The sequence below is a fragment of the Microbaculum mangrovi genome, from assembly GCF_051390635.1.
Classification (GTDB): Bacteria; Pseudomonadota; Alphaproteobacteria; order Rhizobiales; family Tepidamorphaceae; genus Microbaculum.
Map to the genome: position 1 here is coordinate 309,478 of NZ_JBPODT010000003.1, position 15,045 is coordinate 324,522.

11 protein-coding genes and 1 tRNA gene are annotated in these 15,045 nt (G+C 67.1%); 8 read left to right on the plus strand and 4 right to left on the minus strand.

Annotated features, from left to right (window positions below):
- Positions 1–106: 106 nt before the first annotated feature.
- Positions 107–183: transfer RNA gene (locus tag ACSF9G_RS14230), tRNA-His, on the minus strand.
- A gap of 142 nt (positions 184–325) precedes the next feature.
- Positions 326–811 (minus strand): phasin, encoded by a 486-nt coding sequence (locus ACSF9G_RS14235; protein WP_436642723.1) that lies wholly within the window; start codon positions 809–811, stop codon positions 326–328.
- 549 nt (positions 812–1,360) lie between these two features.
- On the opposite strand from ACSF9G_RS14235, the gene ACSF9G_RS14240 reads away from it, so the two are divergent.
- From ACSF9G_RS14240 to ACSF9G_RS14260, 5 genes are all read left to right on the plus strand, one after another.
- Positions 1,361–4,447 (plus strand): ATP-binding protein, encoded by a 3,087-nt coding sequence (locus tag ACSF9G_RS14240; RefSeq protein ID WP_436642725.1) that lies wholly within the window; start codon positions 1,361–1,363, stop codon positions 4,445–4,447.
- Positions 4,448–4,779: 332 nt separating this feature from the next.
- Complete coding sequence (locus ACSF9G_RS14245) at positions 4,780–5,832, plus strand: Fe(3+) ABC transporter substrate-binding protein (protein ID WP_436642727.1); 1,053 nt, start codon at positions 4,780–4,782, stop codon at positions 5,830–5,832.
- Between the two features lie 56 nt (positions 5,833–5,888).
- Positions 5,889–6,386, plus strand: coding sequence for a hypothetical protein (locus ACSF9G_RS14250; RefSeq protein WP_436642729.1), 498 nt, complete (start codon positions 5,889–5,891; stop codon positions 6,384–6,386).
- Between the two features lie 28 nt (positions 6,387–6,414).
- A complete protein-coding gene (locus ACSF9G_RS14255; protein WP_436642731.1) occupies positions 6,415–8,124 on the plus strand; it encodes an ABC transporter permease in 1,710 nt (569 codons plus the stop codon).
- A 90-nt stretch (positions 8,125–8,214) separates the two neighbouring features.
- Entirely contained in the window at positions 8,215–10,623 is a 2,409-nt protein-coding gene (locus ACSF9G_RS14260; protein ID WP_436642733.1) for a patatin-like protein, read from the plus strand.
- 26 nt (positions 10,624–10,649) lie between these two features.
- Here ACSF9G_RS14260 and ACSF9G_RS14265 read toward each other — a convergent pair whose 3' ends face one another.
- On the minus strand, positions 10,650–11,102 hold the full coding sequence (locus ACSF9G_RS14265; RefSeq protein WP_436642735.1) for a MarR family winged helix-turn-helix transcriptional regulator: 453 nt from the start codon (positions 11,100–11,102) through the stop codon (positions 10,650–10,652).
- 94 nt (positions 11,103–11,196) lie between these two features.
- On the opposite strand from ACSF9G_RS14265, the gene ACSF9G_RS14270 reads away from it, so the two are divergent.
- The 3 genes from ACSF9G_RS14270 (at position 11,197) to ACSF9G_RS14280 (ending at position 13,053) form a co-directional block, all read left to right on the plus strand.
- Positions 11,197–11,649 carry a YybH family protein gene (locus ACSF9G_RS14270; RefSeq protein ID WP_436642737.1) on the plus strand — a complete coding sequence of 151 codons (453 nt, stop codon included), beginning with the start codon at positions 11,197–11,199 and terminating at the stop codon, positions 11,647–11,649.
- 31 nt (positions 11,650–11,680) lie between these two features.
- The gene (locus ACSF9G_RS14275; protein ID WP_436642739.1) at positions 11,681–12,193 is read left to right on the plus strand and encodes a VOC family protein; all 513 of its coding nucleotides are present in this window, start codon (positions 11,681–11,683) and stop codon (positions 12,191–12,193) included.
- An 83-nt stretch (positions 12,194–12,276) separates the two neighbouring features.
- The gene (locus ACSF9G_RS14280; RefSeq protein WP_436642741.1) at positions 12,277–13,053 is read left to right on the plus strand and encodes a VOC family protein; all 777 of its coding nucleotides are present in this window, start codon (positions 12,277–12,279) and stop codon (positions 13,051–13,053) included.
- Positions 13,054–13,062: 9 nt separating this feature from the next.
- Here ACSF9G_RS14280 and ACSF9G_RS14285 read toward each other — a convergent pair whose 3' ends face one another.
- Entirely contained in the window at positions 13,063–15,021 is a 1,959-nt protein-coding gene (locus tag ACSF9G_RS14285) for an acetoacetate--CoA ligase (RefSeq protein WP_436642743.1), read from the minus strand.
- Between the last annotated feature and the right edge of the window lie 24 nt (positions 15,022–15,045).

Consider the following 15,045-nt stretch of genomic DNA (forward strand, 5'->3'; position numbering starts at 1 on the left):
CTTACGTGATTTCCTTGCCGTGGCGACATGGTGGCGACACGGGGCGAAGCGCCCAATGGAATCACACAGGGGCAAGTAAAAACATTAATAATAACAATGAGAAAAATGGTACAGCTGCCCCGGCTCGAACGGGGGACCTCCTGATCCACAATCAGGCGCTCTAACCAACTGAGCTACAGCTGCACGGGCGTTCGGGCAGTAAATACGAACAAAGCCCTGCCGGCGCAAGGGCCGGGGGAACAGCGGGCGGGCGGAGACGAAAAAAAAGCCCGGCCATGGGGCCGGGCTCTTCGATGTGGATTAAAAACCCGACGGTGTCAGGGCCTCAGAAGGCCGACTTCCACTGGGTCATCGCCTTGGCGACGCCGTCTTTGAACGGCTTGGCGGTTTCGGCCTGAACCTTGCTGGCGAGATCCTGGATATCCTTGACCTGCGTGGTCAGGGCATCGAACTGCTTGCGGGCGAACTCGGTCTGCAGCTCCATGACCTCGGCGATCGACTTCACGCCGAGCATCTTCTCGACGAAATCGAAACCGGCGTTGAAATTGGCCTTGGCGGCACCGAGGGCCTTGGACTGGAAGTCCGTCGCGCCCTTGTTGATGGTGGCGAAGGTGTCTTCCATCGCGTCGGTCGCCTCTTCGGCGAGCGACTTGTAGGAGTCGTAGGCTTCCTTGGCCTGCATCGCGCCCTTCTCGGCCATCTCGCGGAAGGCCGCAGGCATCTCGAGCGAAGTCAATCCGGTGACGTCCTGCTTCACGGAAGCGGCTTTCGGGGCAGCCTTGGGGGCGGCATTTGCCTTGGTGGTGGTCATGGCGATCATCCTTTCACGGTTCGGCAGGCGCGTGTGCGGCCGCCGATGCGTTGAATTCGGGATTTCCGTGTCTGGCGCGGGCATCATAAGCCTTCGCGCATCGTACCTAGCGGAAATATAGGAAAGGATATTGTGCAATGCAACAGAAAAAATGGTGCATCGCACAAAGATTGCGTTGGCAGCGCGCGAGGCCGCGTTATTCGCTGGCCGGCCGCGTCGCGCCGATGCCCGGGTGGGGGCTGTCCACGACGGTTCCGGCGAAACCGCGAATCGCGTCCGGATTGTCGACTGAGTCGTTCAGGCTCGCCTTACAGCGACGGTCATCCACGCCAGCCTGTGGGATTTAACCATTCCGGCGTATGCCGAGGGGGCTATTGGGCCGCTCTGCTGGACGGCCCTCGTAACCTACGATTATAACAGCGTCAGGTGACGGGTCGGCAGGCTTGTGCGGCGGCAGGACCGAACTTCGATCGCTCGAGGGGCAGGCCTTGAAGGGTCAGGCGACGAAGCGGCCCGCGGTTTAGGCGGGATTAGGAACTGGAAGCCGAAATGAGCAGCCGGCTCGACGAGTCCATGTTGTTGCGCGCCCCCGGCGTTGCCGAAACGATTCTCGGCGCGGCGCCGGCTTGGGTGTGGGATGTGGACGAGGGCCGTATCCTGCTTGCCAGCGCCGCTGGCATCGCCTTCTTCGACGAATCCGATTTCAGCCGGCTCGCCGCCCGCCGGTTCGATATGGAACGCCCGGGCATGAACCAGCTCGCCCGGCTCGGCCGCTCGCTGCCGCGCGACGGGTCGATGCGCCTGTCGCTCTTGCGGTTCTTCGTCGGCCTGCGCGACATATCCATTCCCTGCCAGTGCCGCCTGCTCGCCGATGTCGGCCGCGACATCGTGCTCATCGTCGCCGGGCGGAACGGCAAGGCCAAAGCCGATCTCGACGACCGCTTTCTCGCCGCGTTCGCGGCGGTGTCGACGCCGCTGATTCTGCACGGCGGCTCGGGCGAGCTCCGTCGCAATCAGCCGGCAGCCGATCTGGATGCCGCGGCTGGCGAACGCGTTGCGCTCGCGCTTCCGGACGGTCCGTATTCGCTCGTTGTCTTCGGCGATGAGGCGCGGGCGGCCACCCGAGACGACGCGGAAGACGTCCCCGGTGTCGACGAAGCCTCTCCCGACGAGGCGGCGGAGGCGGAGACCGGCGAGGAGCCGGCCACGCAGCAGCCCGAAACCGGCCAGCTTCGCGCCGCCCGCGCGCTTCCCAACGTGCGCCGGTTCACCTTCCAGCTCGATGCCGACGGCCGCTTCGTCGAGGTCGGCGCAGCCTTCGCCGAGATCGTCGGCCCCGAGGCCGCCGATGTGGTCGGCCGCGAGTGGATCGACCTTGATCTCGAACTGTCGATCGACACGGGCGAGCGCGTCGCCAGGGCACTCGAAACCCACGATACCTGGAGCAATATCCAGATCGATTGGCCGACCGACTACGGCGAGGTCGCCCGGTTGCGCCTGTCGGCGCTTCCGCGTTTCGGCGAGGGCCGCGCCTTCGTCGGCTATCGCGGCTTTGCCGATGTGCTCTCGGTGACGCCGGTCGAGACCGAGGACGGCGCGGAGGCGCCGACCGAAACCGGCGTCGAAGAGCCCCCGAAACCGGTCGGCAGGCCGCAGCAGCCCGCCCGCGGCGGCGAGCGCGCGAAACTGACGATCGTCTCCGCCCGCCCGGAGGAGCCGCCGGCAAGACGCGAGGAGCCGCCGGCAAGACTCGAGTCCGAGACCGACAGGCCGGCCGAGCCGATCGAGGAGCCGGCCGCGTCGGAAACAAAGCCGAAAACGGCCGAAGTCGGCGGTGCCGGCTCGCGAGTCCTGCATCTGCATTCCTTCAAGCAGTCCGCCGCCGTCGACGGCGCTCTCAACGACCAGGAACGTAGCGCCTTCGAGGCGATCGCCGAGGCGCTGGGGGCCCGGTGGTCCGACGGAGAGCCGGAATCGCAGGCTGCCGGACCGGAAACGGCAGACGAGGCCGGCGCCTCCGAGCCCGGCGCCTTCGAGCCCGCCGCGGAAGAAGCCGAGCCGAAAGCGGAAGACCTGGCCGAGACGGTCGAGCGGCTGGCCGAAGCGCCGCCCGAAGCGCCGCCCGAAGCGACGGCTGAATTGCCCACGCAGGCGCCGGTCGCCGAGGCCCCGGCCGAGCCCGAGCAGCCGCGCGCGCCCGACCTCGTCTTCAAAGTCTTCGATCGTGTCCCTATCGGTCTCGCCATCCTGCGCGACAAGCATGTCCTGGCCGCCAATCGCGCGTTCCTCGATTTGTTCGAGTATGCGGATATCGAAGACCTGGAGATTGCCGGCGGCATCGGTGCGCTAATCGAAGGTCGCGACGAGGACGAGGAACCCGGAACGGCGGTCACGGCGCGCAAGCGCGATGGCAGCACGGTCCCCGTGGAAGTGCGCCTCGGCCGCACGCCTTGGGTCGACGGCCCGGCGATGCTGATGAGCGTCCGTACGGCGCAGCCCAAGGCGGACGCGCGGGCAGGATTGCCGGCGGACGAATTCAAGCCGGTCCTCGATACAGCCTTCGACGGTGTCTTCGTGCTCGATGCAGACGGGGTGATCCAGTCGGCCAACGCGCGAGGCGCCGCGCTGGTTGGCGTCGATGCGGATACGCTCGCGAGCAAGCCCTTCATCGATCTCGTCGTCGCGGACGATCGCTCCGCCGTCGCCGACCTTCTGCAGGGTCTTCTGGAAGGCGGCGTCCCGAGCGTCCTGGAGAACGGCCGCGAGATCGCGCTCTTGAACGGTGATGAGCCGGTGCCGGTCCAGTTCAGCCCCGGCCGGGTCGGAACCGGCGAGCCGGCGCGGATCTGCGTCGTCCTGCGTGATCTCACCGACTGGAAGGCGGCGGAGGCCGATCTGGTCGCCGCGCGCAAGCGGGCCGAGGACGCCAGCGCCCAGAAATCCGATTTCCTGGCCAAGATGAGCCACGAGATCCGCACGCCGCTGAACGGCATCATCGGCTTCTCGGAGGTGATCCTGGAGGAGCGTTTCGGTCCGCTCGGCAACGACCGCTACCGCGAATACATGAAGGACATCCGCGAGTCGGGCGAGCACCTGATGAGCCTCGTCAACGACCTGCTCGATCTCTCCAAGGTCGAGGCCGGCAAGCTCCAGATGTCCTTCACCAACCTGCGGCTCAACGACCTGGTCGAGCAGTGCGTCGCGGTGATGCAGCCGCAGTCGAACCGCGCCCGCATCATCATCCGAACCAGCCTGCCGAGCGGCCTTCCCGGCGTCGTCGCCGATGCCCGCTCGATCCGCCAGGTGCTGCTCAACATCCTGTCGAACGCCATCAAGTTCACGCCGCCGGGCGGCCAGGTGATCGTCTCCACCGCGCTCGGCGAGACCGGTGAAGTTCACCTCAGGGTGCGCGACACCGGCGTCGGCATGTCGGAAAGCGATGTCGCCACCGCCATGGAGCCGTTCCGCCAGCTCGCAACCACGCCCTCGACCGGGGAACGCGGAACCGGGCTGGGCCTGCCGCTCGCCAGGGCGCTGACCGAGGCCAACCGCGCGACCTTCAACCTGACCAGCAAGGCGGGCGAGGGGACCCTGGTGGAAATCACCTTCCCGCAGCAGCGGGTGCTGGCGGAGTAGCGAGAACGCTACCCGTGATCGTCCGCCGCACGGCTTGATTGTCCATCTCGAACCAGACCGACAGGGCTTCCGGTCCCACGTCATTGCCGAGAAACGACCCGGGTTTCATGGGAGCGCGGCCACGTAAGCCTTGCGAGACGGGGCTGGATACTTCGTCGCGCCATGTCGTTTGAAATTAGAAGTTTTCTAATTCCAGACTAAACCCGACTTTATTTGTCTGAATTTGTTGACTCGCGCTTCCGCTTCCGCTTTTGTCGCCGTCGCGCCGACATCCCGCCGGTGCCACGGCCTTTAATGGCAGGGCCTTGACCCCTGTCGATTGGAGGAAAGACATGAAGCCGTTCCTTTCCCGGTCCATATGGGCCGGTTCCAGCCTGATTTTCGCATCCCTGACGCTAGCTTCCGCGCTGCCCGCGTCGGCCGCCGAGGTCAACGTCTACACGACCCGCGAGCCGGGGCTGATCCAGCCGCTGTTCGACGCCTTCACCGCCGAGACCGGCACCAAAGTGAACGTGCTGTTCGGCAAGGACGAACTGATCGAGCGCATCGCCGCGGAAGGCGCCAACAGCCCGGCCGACGTGCTGGTCACGGTCGATGTCGGCACGCTCAACCGCGCCAAGGAGGCCGGCATCACCCAGCCGATCGTCTCCGCGGTCGTCGACGCCAACATCCCGGCGCAGTATCGCGACGCCGACGGCGCCTGGATCGGCCTGTCACAGCGCGCCCGCGTCATCTACGCGTCCCGCGATCGCGTCCCGCAGGACACCATCACCTACGCGGAACTCGCCGATCCCCAGTGGCGCGGCAGGATCTGCACCCGGTCCGGCCAGCATCCCTACAATATCGGTCTGATCGCCTCGCGCATCGCCCACGAGGGCGCCGAGAAGACCAAGGAATGGCTCGCCAATGTGCGCGACAACCTCGCCCACAAGCCGACCGGCAACGACCGTGCCCAGGCCAAGGGCATCTTCGCCGGCGAGTGCGACATCGCGCTCGGCAACACCTATTACATGGGCCTGATGCAGACCAACGAGCAGGAGCCGGAGCAGAAGGACTGGGCCAAGGCGATCAAGATCCTGTTCCCCGACGCCGAGGGCGACGGCACCCACGTCAACATCTCCGGCGTCGTGCTGGCCCGGAACGCGCCGAACAAGGACGAGGCGATCAAGCTGATCGAGTTCCTGACCTCCGACGAGGCGCAGGAGCTCTATGCCGAGGTCAATTTCGAGTATCCCCTGAAGCCCGGCGTTCCGCCGTCCGATATCGTCGCGTCCTGGGGCGAGCTGAAGGCCGATACATTGCCGCTCACCGATGTGGCGAAGAACCGGGCCGAGGCGAGCGCCCTCGTCGACGAGGTCAATTTCGACGCGGGGCCGAACTCGTGATCGTTGCGGGTTGAGGTGGCTACGGCCTGTTCGGGGCTTGTTCGGGGGAACGCGCCATGACGGACTCTGATCTTGGTTCCGCTTCGATATCGCTCGACCGTCGTGCCGAACGCCTCGTGGTGCTCGGCATGCGCGGCTGGCTGGCCGGCTACGAAACCGGCGACATCGCCTGCTGGGAAGCGGTCTGGAACGACTATTGCCGCGAACTTGGACCGACCCGCGCTAAGCGGGTCGTCTCCGAGCTTGCCGGCTGGGTCCGGGTGCTCCGGTCGGAGGCCTGCCGTGCGATCGACTGCTATCCCCGGCCGTGCAAGGTCATGTGCCGGGACGAGTGCCTGGCGCTCCGGCTCGTGTCCGGCTGCCAGAAGGGCATGCGGCCGCTGGCCTGCGAATCCGCCTGCCAGCTGATGGCCTGCGCCCGCATCGACGAGCTCGTGTCGGCGGCAGAATGCCTTGCCGCCGAGCTGGCCGAGGCCGGCCTCGAGATCGAGCCGATTTCCGACGAGGCGATGATGGCGCTCGCCGAGCGTCCGGCCCCGCGGGCATTGAGCTGAAAGCCCCGGAGGAGCGATGAGTCGGGCGATGAACGGTGATGCTCAGGTCATAGCGCGTCACCGGTCCGCCCTGCGCCATCATCCGTGGATGGTCCTCGGTGCCCTCGCGATCGCGGTGCTCGCGGTCATGCCGATCGTCGCGCTGGTGGTCATCGCCTTCGGCGGCGATCCCTCGATCTGGCCGCATCTGCTGTCCACCGTGCTGCCGCGGTCGACCTGGACGACCGTGCTGCTGATGCTCGGCGTCGGCGTGCTGACAGCGATCGTCGGCGTATCGAGCGCCTGGCTCGTCTCCATGTGCCGGTTTCCGGGCCGCGGCGCGCTCGAATGGATGCTGCTCCTGCCGCTGGCGGTGCCGACCTACGTGGTCGCCTACGCCTATGTCGAGATCCTCGATTCGCTTGGGCCGGTGCAGGTCTTCATCCGCGCCCTGTTCGGCTTCCAGAGCGCCCGCGACTACTGGTTCCCGGACGTTCGCACGCTCGGCGGCGCAATCTTCGTGATGAGCTTCGTGCTCTACCCCTATGTCTATCTGACGGTGCGCGCGACCTTCCTGATGCAGTCGATGTGCGTCCTGGATGTGTCGCGCACCCTCGGCAAGACCGCCTTCGGAACCTTCTTCCACGTCGCCCTGCCGCTTGCCCGGCCTGCCGTCGTCGTCGGCGTGACGCTGGTGGCGATGGAATGCCTCAACGATATCGGCGCGGTGCAGTTTCTGGGCGTCCAGACGCTGACGCTGTCGGTCTATTCGACCTGGACCAACCGCGGCGATCTCGCCGGCGCTGCGCAGATCGCCTGTGTCATGCTGGTCGTCGTCCTGTTCCTGATCTGGCTGGAGCGGCGCGGGCGCAGGCTGCAGCGCTTCCATCATACCTCGCGCCGCCTGCAGGCCCTGCCGGATTATCCGCTGACCGGCTGGCGGGCGGCCGGCGCGCTCGCCGTCTGCGGGCTGCCGGTGCTGATCGGCTTCGTCTTCCCCGCGCTCTACCTGCTGGATGCCGCCGCGCGGCGCTTCGCGACCGATTTCGGTCCGGCCTACTTCACGCTGACGGCCAACAGCGTCGGCCTGTCGCTCGTCGCCTCCGCCGTCGCCGTCGCCGCCGCCGTAATCCTCGCCTATGCCGCGCGGCTGACCGGCGCCCGCTCGGTCAAGCTTTTGACCCGGGTCGCCAGCGTCGGCTACGCGGTGCCGGGCACGGTACTCGCCGTCGGCATCCTGGTGCCGCTCGCCGCCCTCGACAATTTTGTCGACGGCATGGCGCGCTCGCTCCTCGGCATCTCCACCGGTCTGCTGCTGACCGGATCGACCGCCGCGCTCGTCTACGCCTACGCGACCCGGTTCCTCGCGGTCTCCTTCGGAACGGTCGAGGCCGGGCTCGAGCGGGTCACGCCCAATATCGACATGGCCGCGCGTTCGCTCGGCCGCACGCCGGCCGCCGCGATGCGCGAGGTGCATCTGCCGTTGCTCAGGCCGGCCGTCGCCACGGCGGCGCTGCTCGTCTTCGTCGATTCGATGAAGGAACTGCCGGCGACGATGCTGCTGCGCCCGTTCAATTTCGAGACGCTGGCGACGCACGTCTATACCTACGCGTCGATGGAAATGGTCGAGCAGGGCGCCATTGCCGCGCTCACCATCGTGCTCGCCGGCCTCGTTCCCGTGGCGCTGCTGGCCCGGACCTCGCGTCTGCCCAGGCGGATCGCCAGCCAGGCGGTCCGCGGCGCCGTGCCGACTATTTGACCGCCGGCGCTTGCCGCGACGACGCGACTCGCGACAATTGTCGCCGGTGACGCAGCGACGTCGCCAACGGGGATTCCCTTGGAGGAAACGATGCGCGAGAAGGAGCTGCGCCTCGCTCTCGTGCTGTATGGCGGCGTCTCGCTCGCCGTCTACATGTTCGGCGTCTGCCGGGAGATCAAGAAGCTCGTCCGGGCGTCAAAGCTGTTCCATGCCATGCCGGCGGGGCAGCGCGAGACCGCCGGGATAGGACCGGCGGAAGCGGGGCCGGGGCGCGAGACCGATACCGAACGCGTCTATTTCGAACTCCTGCGCCAGCTTGCCCGGCACACCGAGTTGCGCGTCGTCGTTGACGTCATCGCCGGCGCCTCGGCCGGCGGCATCAACGGCATCTTCCTGTCGCGCGCGCTGGCCCACGACCTGCCGCTGCATCCCCTGCGCGACATGTGGCTGGAGAACGCCGACGTTACCCGGCTGATTGAGGAGGAGGCGCTGGCCGGCCCCTTCTCCAAGCGGTTCATGACGCCCGTCGTCAGCCGCATCCTGCGCTATGACCCGGTGCTGGCGGAGAACGAGGAAACCCGCACCAAGCTCGACCGCTTCGTGCGGTCCCGCTGGTTCCAGCCGCCGTTTTCCGGCCCCCGGTTCACCGGCTGGATGTTCGACGCGGCGGAGGCAATGGGGGCGGCGATGGGCGAGGCGGTGGGCGAGGGGACGCCCCGCCACTCGCTCCTGCCCGACGATCACGCGCTCGACTTGTTCGTGTCGATCACCGACTACAACGGGCATCCCCGCCAGGTGCCGCTCGACGACCCGCCGGTCGCCATCGAGCTCGACCATCAGTTCGACATGCGGTTCCGCTATCGCCGCCGCGCCTCGGGCCTGATCGAGAGCGAGTTCGACCGCGCCGCCATCCCCGGCCTGATCTTCGCCGCCCGCGCGACATCCTCGTTTCCCGGCGCCTTTGCGCCCGCCACCATCGAGGAGACCGAGGCGGTCCTGCGCAGCCGGGGTATGGACTGGCCCGATCGCGACGCCTTCATGCGGGCCAAGCTCGCCGAGGTCGCCCGCGACGGTCGCGACCCGCGCACCATTCCCTTCGTCGACGGCGCGGTCGTGACCAACAAGCCCTTCGCCGCCGCGCTGTCCGCGCTGTCGGGACGGCCGGCCAACCGCGAGGTGGTGCGCCGTATCGTCTTCGTCGACCCGAACCCGGACATCGAGTTTTCCGACAACGAGGTGCTGCCGGGGTTCTTCCGGGCGATTTTCGCCTCGATGGCCGAGATTCCGCGCAACGAGCCCATCCACCACGAGCTCGAGCGCGTCGCGGAGCTGAACGATCGGATCGCGGTGGTCTCGGAGGTCGTCGACGCGGCGCGCCCGCGCATCCGGCTGCTGGTGCAGTCGATGCTCGACGAGGATCGCGACGATGCGCCCTCGGCCGGCATATTCGCGGCCTGGCGCGACGTTGCCAACCGCGGCGCGGCCGTGGAGGCGGGCTTTGCCTTCGAAAGCTATCTGCACCTGAAGATTCTCACCGTCGCCCGCCGCCTGCGCGCGTTCATCGAAACGGCGACCGGCCGCGACCTCGCCGGGCTCGGTCACCGCATGGCGCGCCCGCTGCTGATCGAGGCGCGCGATCCCGACGGCCGCGTGTCGGCGGAGGCGATCGCCTTCCTGCGCGCCTTCGACGCCGATTTCCGGGTCCGCCGGCTGCGCTTCGTCATTCGTCACCTGAACGAGCTCTACTATTCCAACCGGGCCGAGGCGGCGTCCGAGCCGGTCGATCCCGCCAACCTCGACGAGCTGAAGACCGAGCTCTACGACCTGCTCGACGGCATCAAGGAACGCATGTCCGAACCGCCCGGCGATCCGCACGTCCTGAGCGCCGCGCTCCGCCTGGCCGAACCCGACTCGACGGCCGCGGACCGGCTTGCCGCGATCGAGCACCTCGGCCGCGAACTCGGCCTGCAGCAGGTCGACGACCGGCTCGACGAGATCTTCTCGATGATGGTGCTGAACTATCTGCCGGGCTGGGCCAGGACCGAGCTGATGGTCGCCTATATCGGCTTCCCGTTCTTCGACGTGCTCACCCTGCCGATGACCCAGTGGGAGGACCTCGACGAACTCGACATCATCCGCGTCTTCCGGATCTCGCCCGCCGACGCCCAGACGATCCGCAAGGGCCCGGCGATGGCCAAGTTGAAGGGCCTGCGGCTTCGCCGCTTCGCCGCCTTCTTCAATCGCGCCTGGCGCGAGAACGACTATCTGTGGGGCCGCCTCGTCTCGGCCGATCGTCTCGTCACGGTCGTGCTCGCGGCCGCCGGCGACGCTGCGCGCGGCATCGACGCGCTGGCGGCGAAGAAGGCCCTGTTCCGGGCGATCCTCGAGGCCGAGCGCCCGCACCTGACGGCCGACGAGGGCCTGATCTCCGGTCTCGTCGAGGAGGTGGAGCGGATCGAGGCGGAGCCGTTCGGCGACCCGGCGATCCCGGCTTTCTAGCCGAACGATTTCCAGCCCGAAAAATTTCAGTCCGGCGAGTTCAGCGCGTTGAGCCCGGCCCGCAGCGCGTTCGGGTCGACATCGAGCGCTGCCTCGACCTCCGCGTGCGTGTCGCGCCAGATCGGCACCGCCTCGGCCAGCAGCGCGCGCCCTTCGGGCGTCAGCATCAATTGCCGGCTGCGCCGATCGTCGGGATCGACCCTGATCTCGACGAGGCCGCGTCGTTCGAGCGGTTTCAGCGCCGCCGTCAGCGTCGTGCGGTCCATGGCGAGCAGGGTCACCAGATTGCCCATTGCGTGCGGTACCGGCCGGGAGAGCGCGGTCATGAGCGAGAACTGGCCGTTGGTGAGGCCCAGTGGCCGCAACGCTTTGTCGAAGCGCCGGGCCAGTGCGCGCGCTGCGCGCTGCGCATGCAGGCACAGGCAATGGTCTCGGATGAAATGCGCGGTCTCGAGGTCGACCGGGGGGGCGTTTGACATGCCGATAATATGTTGATACCAACGTAAATAGTCAAGCGATAAACGGCGGCATCGCGCCGCCGCCATCGACATGTGCCAACCGCAGGAGGAAATCATGGACGCCGTGCTACCCGAAGCGACGACGGAGGTGGAAATTCGCAGCCTGATGGGCGACTACTACGATGCCATCCGGGCCGCCGACTGCGATCGTATCGCGTCGTTCTACGCGCCGGACATTCGGGCGTTCGATGCCATCGCCGAGCTGCAGTTCGAGGGCCGCGACGCCTACAAGGCGCACTGGCAGGCGTGCATGGCCATGTGCGAGGGAATGACCGACATGGTCTTCGAAATGCACGACTTCGAGATTTCGACCGGCAGCGATGTCGCGTTCGGGCATTGCCTGGTCCGTTGTGGCGGCACGGACCCGAAAGGCGAGAGGAACACGTTCTGGATGCGCGCGAGCTTCGGCCTGGAGCGCCGCGGCGGCCGCTGGCTCATTGCGCACGAGCACAATTCGGCGCCGTTCGATCCCGTCAGCACCACGGTGATGACGAGCCTTGAGCCCTGAGTGCCCGGTACAGCGCAGGAGCAACGGTATCATGGCAAGTGTGCAGACGATCACTCCCTGCCTCTGGTTTGACGGACAGGCGGAGGAGGCCGCGCAATTCTACGTGTCCATCTTCGACGACTCCGAGATCCTGTCCGTAACCCGCTTCGGCAAGGCCGGCTTCGAGCACCATGGCCGCCCCGAGGGCTCGGCGATGACCGTGACCTACCGGATCGCGGACCAGCGGTTCACTGCGCTCAACGGCGGTCCGAACTTCAGGTTCACCGAAGCCGTCTCCTTCGTCGTGCGGTGCGATAGCCAGGCCGAGGTCGACCGGTTCTGGGCGGCCCTTGCCGACGGCGGCGACCCGGACGCGCAGGCCTGCGGCTGGCTGAAGGACCGCTTCGGCCTGTCGTGGCAGATCGTGCCGGGCGAGCTGTTCACAATGCTGGAATGCGGCGAGTCCGACCGGACCGAACGGGCGATGGCCGCGTTGATGACCATGAAGAAGATCGATCTCGCCGCGCTCAGGCGCGCCTACGAGGGCGCCGGAGCGCCAAACTGAACGCCAGGCCCGAGCGCCAGGTCGGCTCGCTGGACCTGCGCACCGGCGCAGGCAATCGAATGTAATCAGAAGGGAACATTCTGATGACGGACTTCCAGGGTAAATTCGTCTGGTACGAACTGATGACGACGGATACCGCGGCGGCGCGGGCTTTCTATGGCGACGTGGTCGGCTGGACCGCGCGCGACTCGGGTATGTCCGGCCTGGATTACACGCTCTTGTCGGCGAACGGCGCCGACGTCGCCGGAATCATGGACATGCCGGAAGGGCCGCGTGAGGCCGGCGCCGGTCCGGTCTGGATAGGCTACGTCGCCGTCGCCGACGTCGACGCGTCGGCGGCGAAGGCGCAGGCCGCGGGCGGCGCCATCCACCGTGCCCCCGAAGACATCCCGGGCGTCGGCCGCTTCGCCGTCGTCTCCGACCCTTACGGCGCGTCCTTCTGCCTGTTCACGGCGCTGCCCATGGAAGGCGGCGGCCCCGCCGAGGCCAGTCCGATGATGCCGGGCCATACCGGCTGGCACGAACTGATGACGGACGACCTCGAAGGCGCCTTCGCGTTCTATTCCGGCCTGTTCGGATGGGAAAAGGGCGAGGCATTCGATATGGGGCCGATGGGGATCTATCAGCTCTTCGGCAAGGACGGCACCATGTTCGGCGGCATGATGAAGCGGTCCGCCGACAGTCCGGCCGGCTGGGATTACTACTTCACGGTTGCTGAGATCCGGTCGGGCGTCGAACGGGTCAGAAAGGCCGGCGGAGCGACCAGGTCCGAACCGATGGATGTCCCCGGCGGTGCCTGGATCGTGCATGGAACCGACCCGCAGGGCGGCCGCTTCTCGCTGGTCGCCCCGCCGGCGTGATCCGGTCCGCTAGCTCTTAAGGGCCGTCAGATCCCTGAACAGCTCGAGCGCTTCCGGATTGGCGAGCGCCTCCTGGTTCTTGACCTCGCGCCCGTGCACCACGTCGCGCACGGCGAGCTCGGTGATCTTGCCGGACTTGGTGCGCGGGATGTCGGCGACGGCGACCACCTTGGCCGGCACGTGGCGGGGGCTTGCGCCCTCGCGGACCTGCTTGCGGATGCGGGCGATCAGGTCGTCGTCGAGCGTGACGCCCTCAGCGAGGCGGACGAACAGCACGACGCGAACGTCGTCGTCCCACTGCTGGCCGATGGCGATCGCCTCGACGATCTCGGGAAGCTGCTCGACCTGGGCGTAGATCTCGGCGGTGCCGATCCTGACACCGCCGGGGTTGAGCGTCGCGTCGGAGCGGCCGTGGATGATCACGCCGCCGTGCACCGTCCATTCGGCGAAGTCGCCGTGGCACCAGACGTTGTCGAAGCGCTCGAAATAGGCCGAGTGGTACTTCGCGCCGTCGGGGTCGTTCCAGAACATGATCGGCATCGACGGAAACGCTTTGGTGCAGACCAGTTCGCCCTTGACGCCGGGCGGACAGGACTTGCCGTCGTCGTCCCACATATCGACAGCCATGCCCAGCCCCGGTCCCTGGATTTCGCCGCGCCAGACCGGCGCGATCGGATTGCCGAGGACGAAGCAGGAGACGATGTCGGTGCCGCCGGAGACCGAGGCCAGGTGGATGTCCGGCTTGATCGCCTCGTAGACGAAGTCGAAGCTCTCCGCCGAAAGCGGCGATCCGGTCGAGGCCATCGCCCGGACCGTCGACAAGTCGTGCGTGTCGCGCGGCCTCAAGCCCGCCTTCTTCACCGCGTCGATATATTTTGCCGAGGTGCCGAACAGCGTCATCTTCTCGTCCTGAGCGTAGTCGAACAGGACGTTGCCGGTCGGGTGGAACGGCGAGCCGTCATAGAGCAGCAGCGTCGCGTCCGCGGCCAGCGCGCTGACCAGCCAGTTCCACATCATCCAGCCGAGCGTGGTGAAGTAGAACACCCGGTCCCCCGCCCGGATGTCGGAGTGGAGCTGATGCTCCTTCAGGTGCTGCAGCAGCGTGCCGCCGGCCGAATGCACGATGCACTTCGGAACCCCCGTCGTGCCGCTCGAGAACAGGATGTAGAGCGGATGGGAGAACGGCTGGCGGGCGAACGTGACCGCTTTCGCCGGATGGTCGGCGATCGCCTCGGCCAGCGGAACCGCCTTGGCGACCTTGGCCGCGACCTCCTCGGCGATGTCGAGATAGGGGACGACGATCACCGCCTCGAGCGAGGGCAGTCTGTCGGCGACGGCGGCGAGCTTGTCGGCGACTTCGATGCGCTTGCCCGCGTACCAGTATCCGTCGCAGGCGATCAGAACCTTGGGCTCGATCTGGCCGAAGCGGTCGAGCACGCCGCGTTCGCCGAAGTCGGGCGAACAGGACGACCAGATCGCCCCCAGCGAGGCGGTTGCCAGCATCGCCGCGATCGATTCCGGCATGTTGGGCATCATCGCCGCGACCCGGTCGCCGGCCGTGACGCCATGCGCCTGCAGCACCTGCTGCAGCTGCGAAACGAGATCGTTGAGCGCCTTCCAGCTCATCCGGCGGTTGACCTTGTCCTCGCCGCGGAACACGAGCGCGTCGCCGTCGTCGGCGCGGCGCAGCAGGTTCTCGGCGAAATTGAGCCTGGCATCGGGGAAGAAGGCCGCGCCGGGCATCCGCTCGCCGTCCTTCAGCGGGGTTTCGCCCTTCTCGCCGATGACGCCGCCGAAATCCCATACGGCCGACCAGAAGTCCTCGCGCCGCTCGACGGAAAATCTGTGGAGAGCCTCGTATCCGTCGAGGCCGAGCCCGTGCCGTTCATCGACAAGTCGCATGAACCGCGTCATGTTCGACTTCGCGACGGTGTCTGCGGGTGGGGACCAAAGCGGCTGATCGGACATGGTTGCTCCTGGCGACTTCTGTTC

Excerpts from the sequence above, each read along its gene's own strand:
- ACSF9G_RS14285 (WP_436642743.1), bottom strand. The coding sequence starts at position 15,021 with ATGTCCGATCAGCCGCTTTGGTCCCCACCCGCAGACACCGTCGCGAAG.
- ACSF9G_RS14255 (WP_436642731.1), top strand. The coding sequence starts at position 6,415 with ATGAACGGTGATGCTCAGGTCATAGCGCGTCACCGGTCCGCCCTGCGC.
- ACSF9G_RS14275 (WP_436642739.1), top strand. The coding sequence starts at position 11,681 with ATGGCAAGTGTGCAGACGATCACTCCCTGCCTCTGGTTTGACGGACAG.
- ACSF9G_RS14250 (WP_436642729.1), top strand. The coding sequence starts at position 5,889 with ATGACGGACTCTGATCTTGGTTCCGCTTCGATATCGCTCGACCGTCGT.
- ACSF9G_RS14240 (WP_436642725.1), top strand. The coding sequence starts at position 1,361 with ATGAGCAGCCGGCTCGACGAGTCCATGTTGTTGCGCGCCCCCGGCGTT.
- ACSF9G_RS14245 (WP_436642727.1), top strand. The coding sequence starts at position 4,780 with ATGAAGCCGTTCCTTTCCCGGTCCATATGGGCCGGTTCCAGCCTGATT.
- ACSF9G_RS14260 (WP_436642733.1), top strand. The coding sequence starts at position 8,215 with ATGCGCGAGAAGGAGCTGCGCCTCGCTCTCGTGCTGTATGGCGGCGTC.
- ACSF9G_RS14265 (WP_436642735.1), bottom strand. The coding sequence starts at position 11,102 with ATGTCAAACGCCCCCCCGGTCGACCTCGAGACCGCGCATTTCATCCGA.
- ACSF9G_RS14270 (WP_436642737.1), top strand. The coding sequence starts at position 11,197 with ATGGACGCCGTGCTACCCGAAGCGACGACGGAGGTGGAAATTCGCAGC.
- ACSF9G_RS14280 (WP_436642741.1), top strand. The coding sequence starts at position 12,277 with ATGACGGACTTCCAGGGTAAATTCGTCTGGTACGAACTGATGACGACG.
- ACSF9G_RS14235 (WP_436642723.1), bottom strand. The coding sequence starts at position 811 with ATGACCACCACCAAGGCAAATGCCGCCCCCAAGGCTGCCCCGAAAGCC.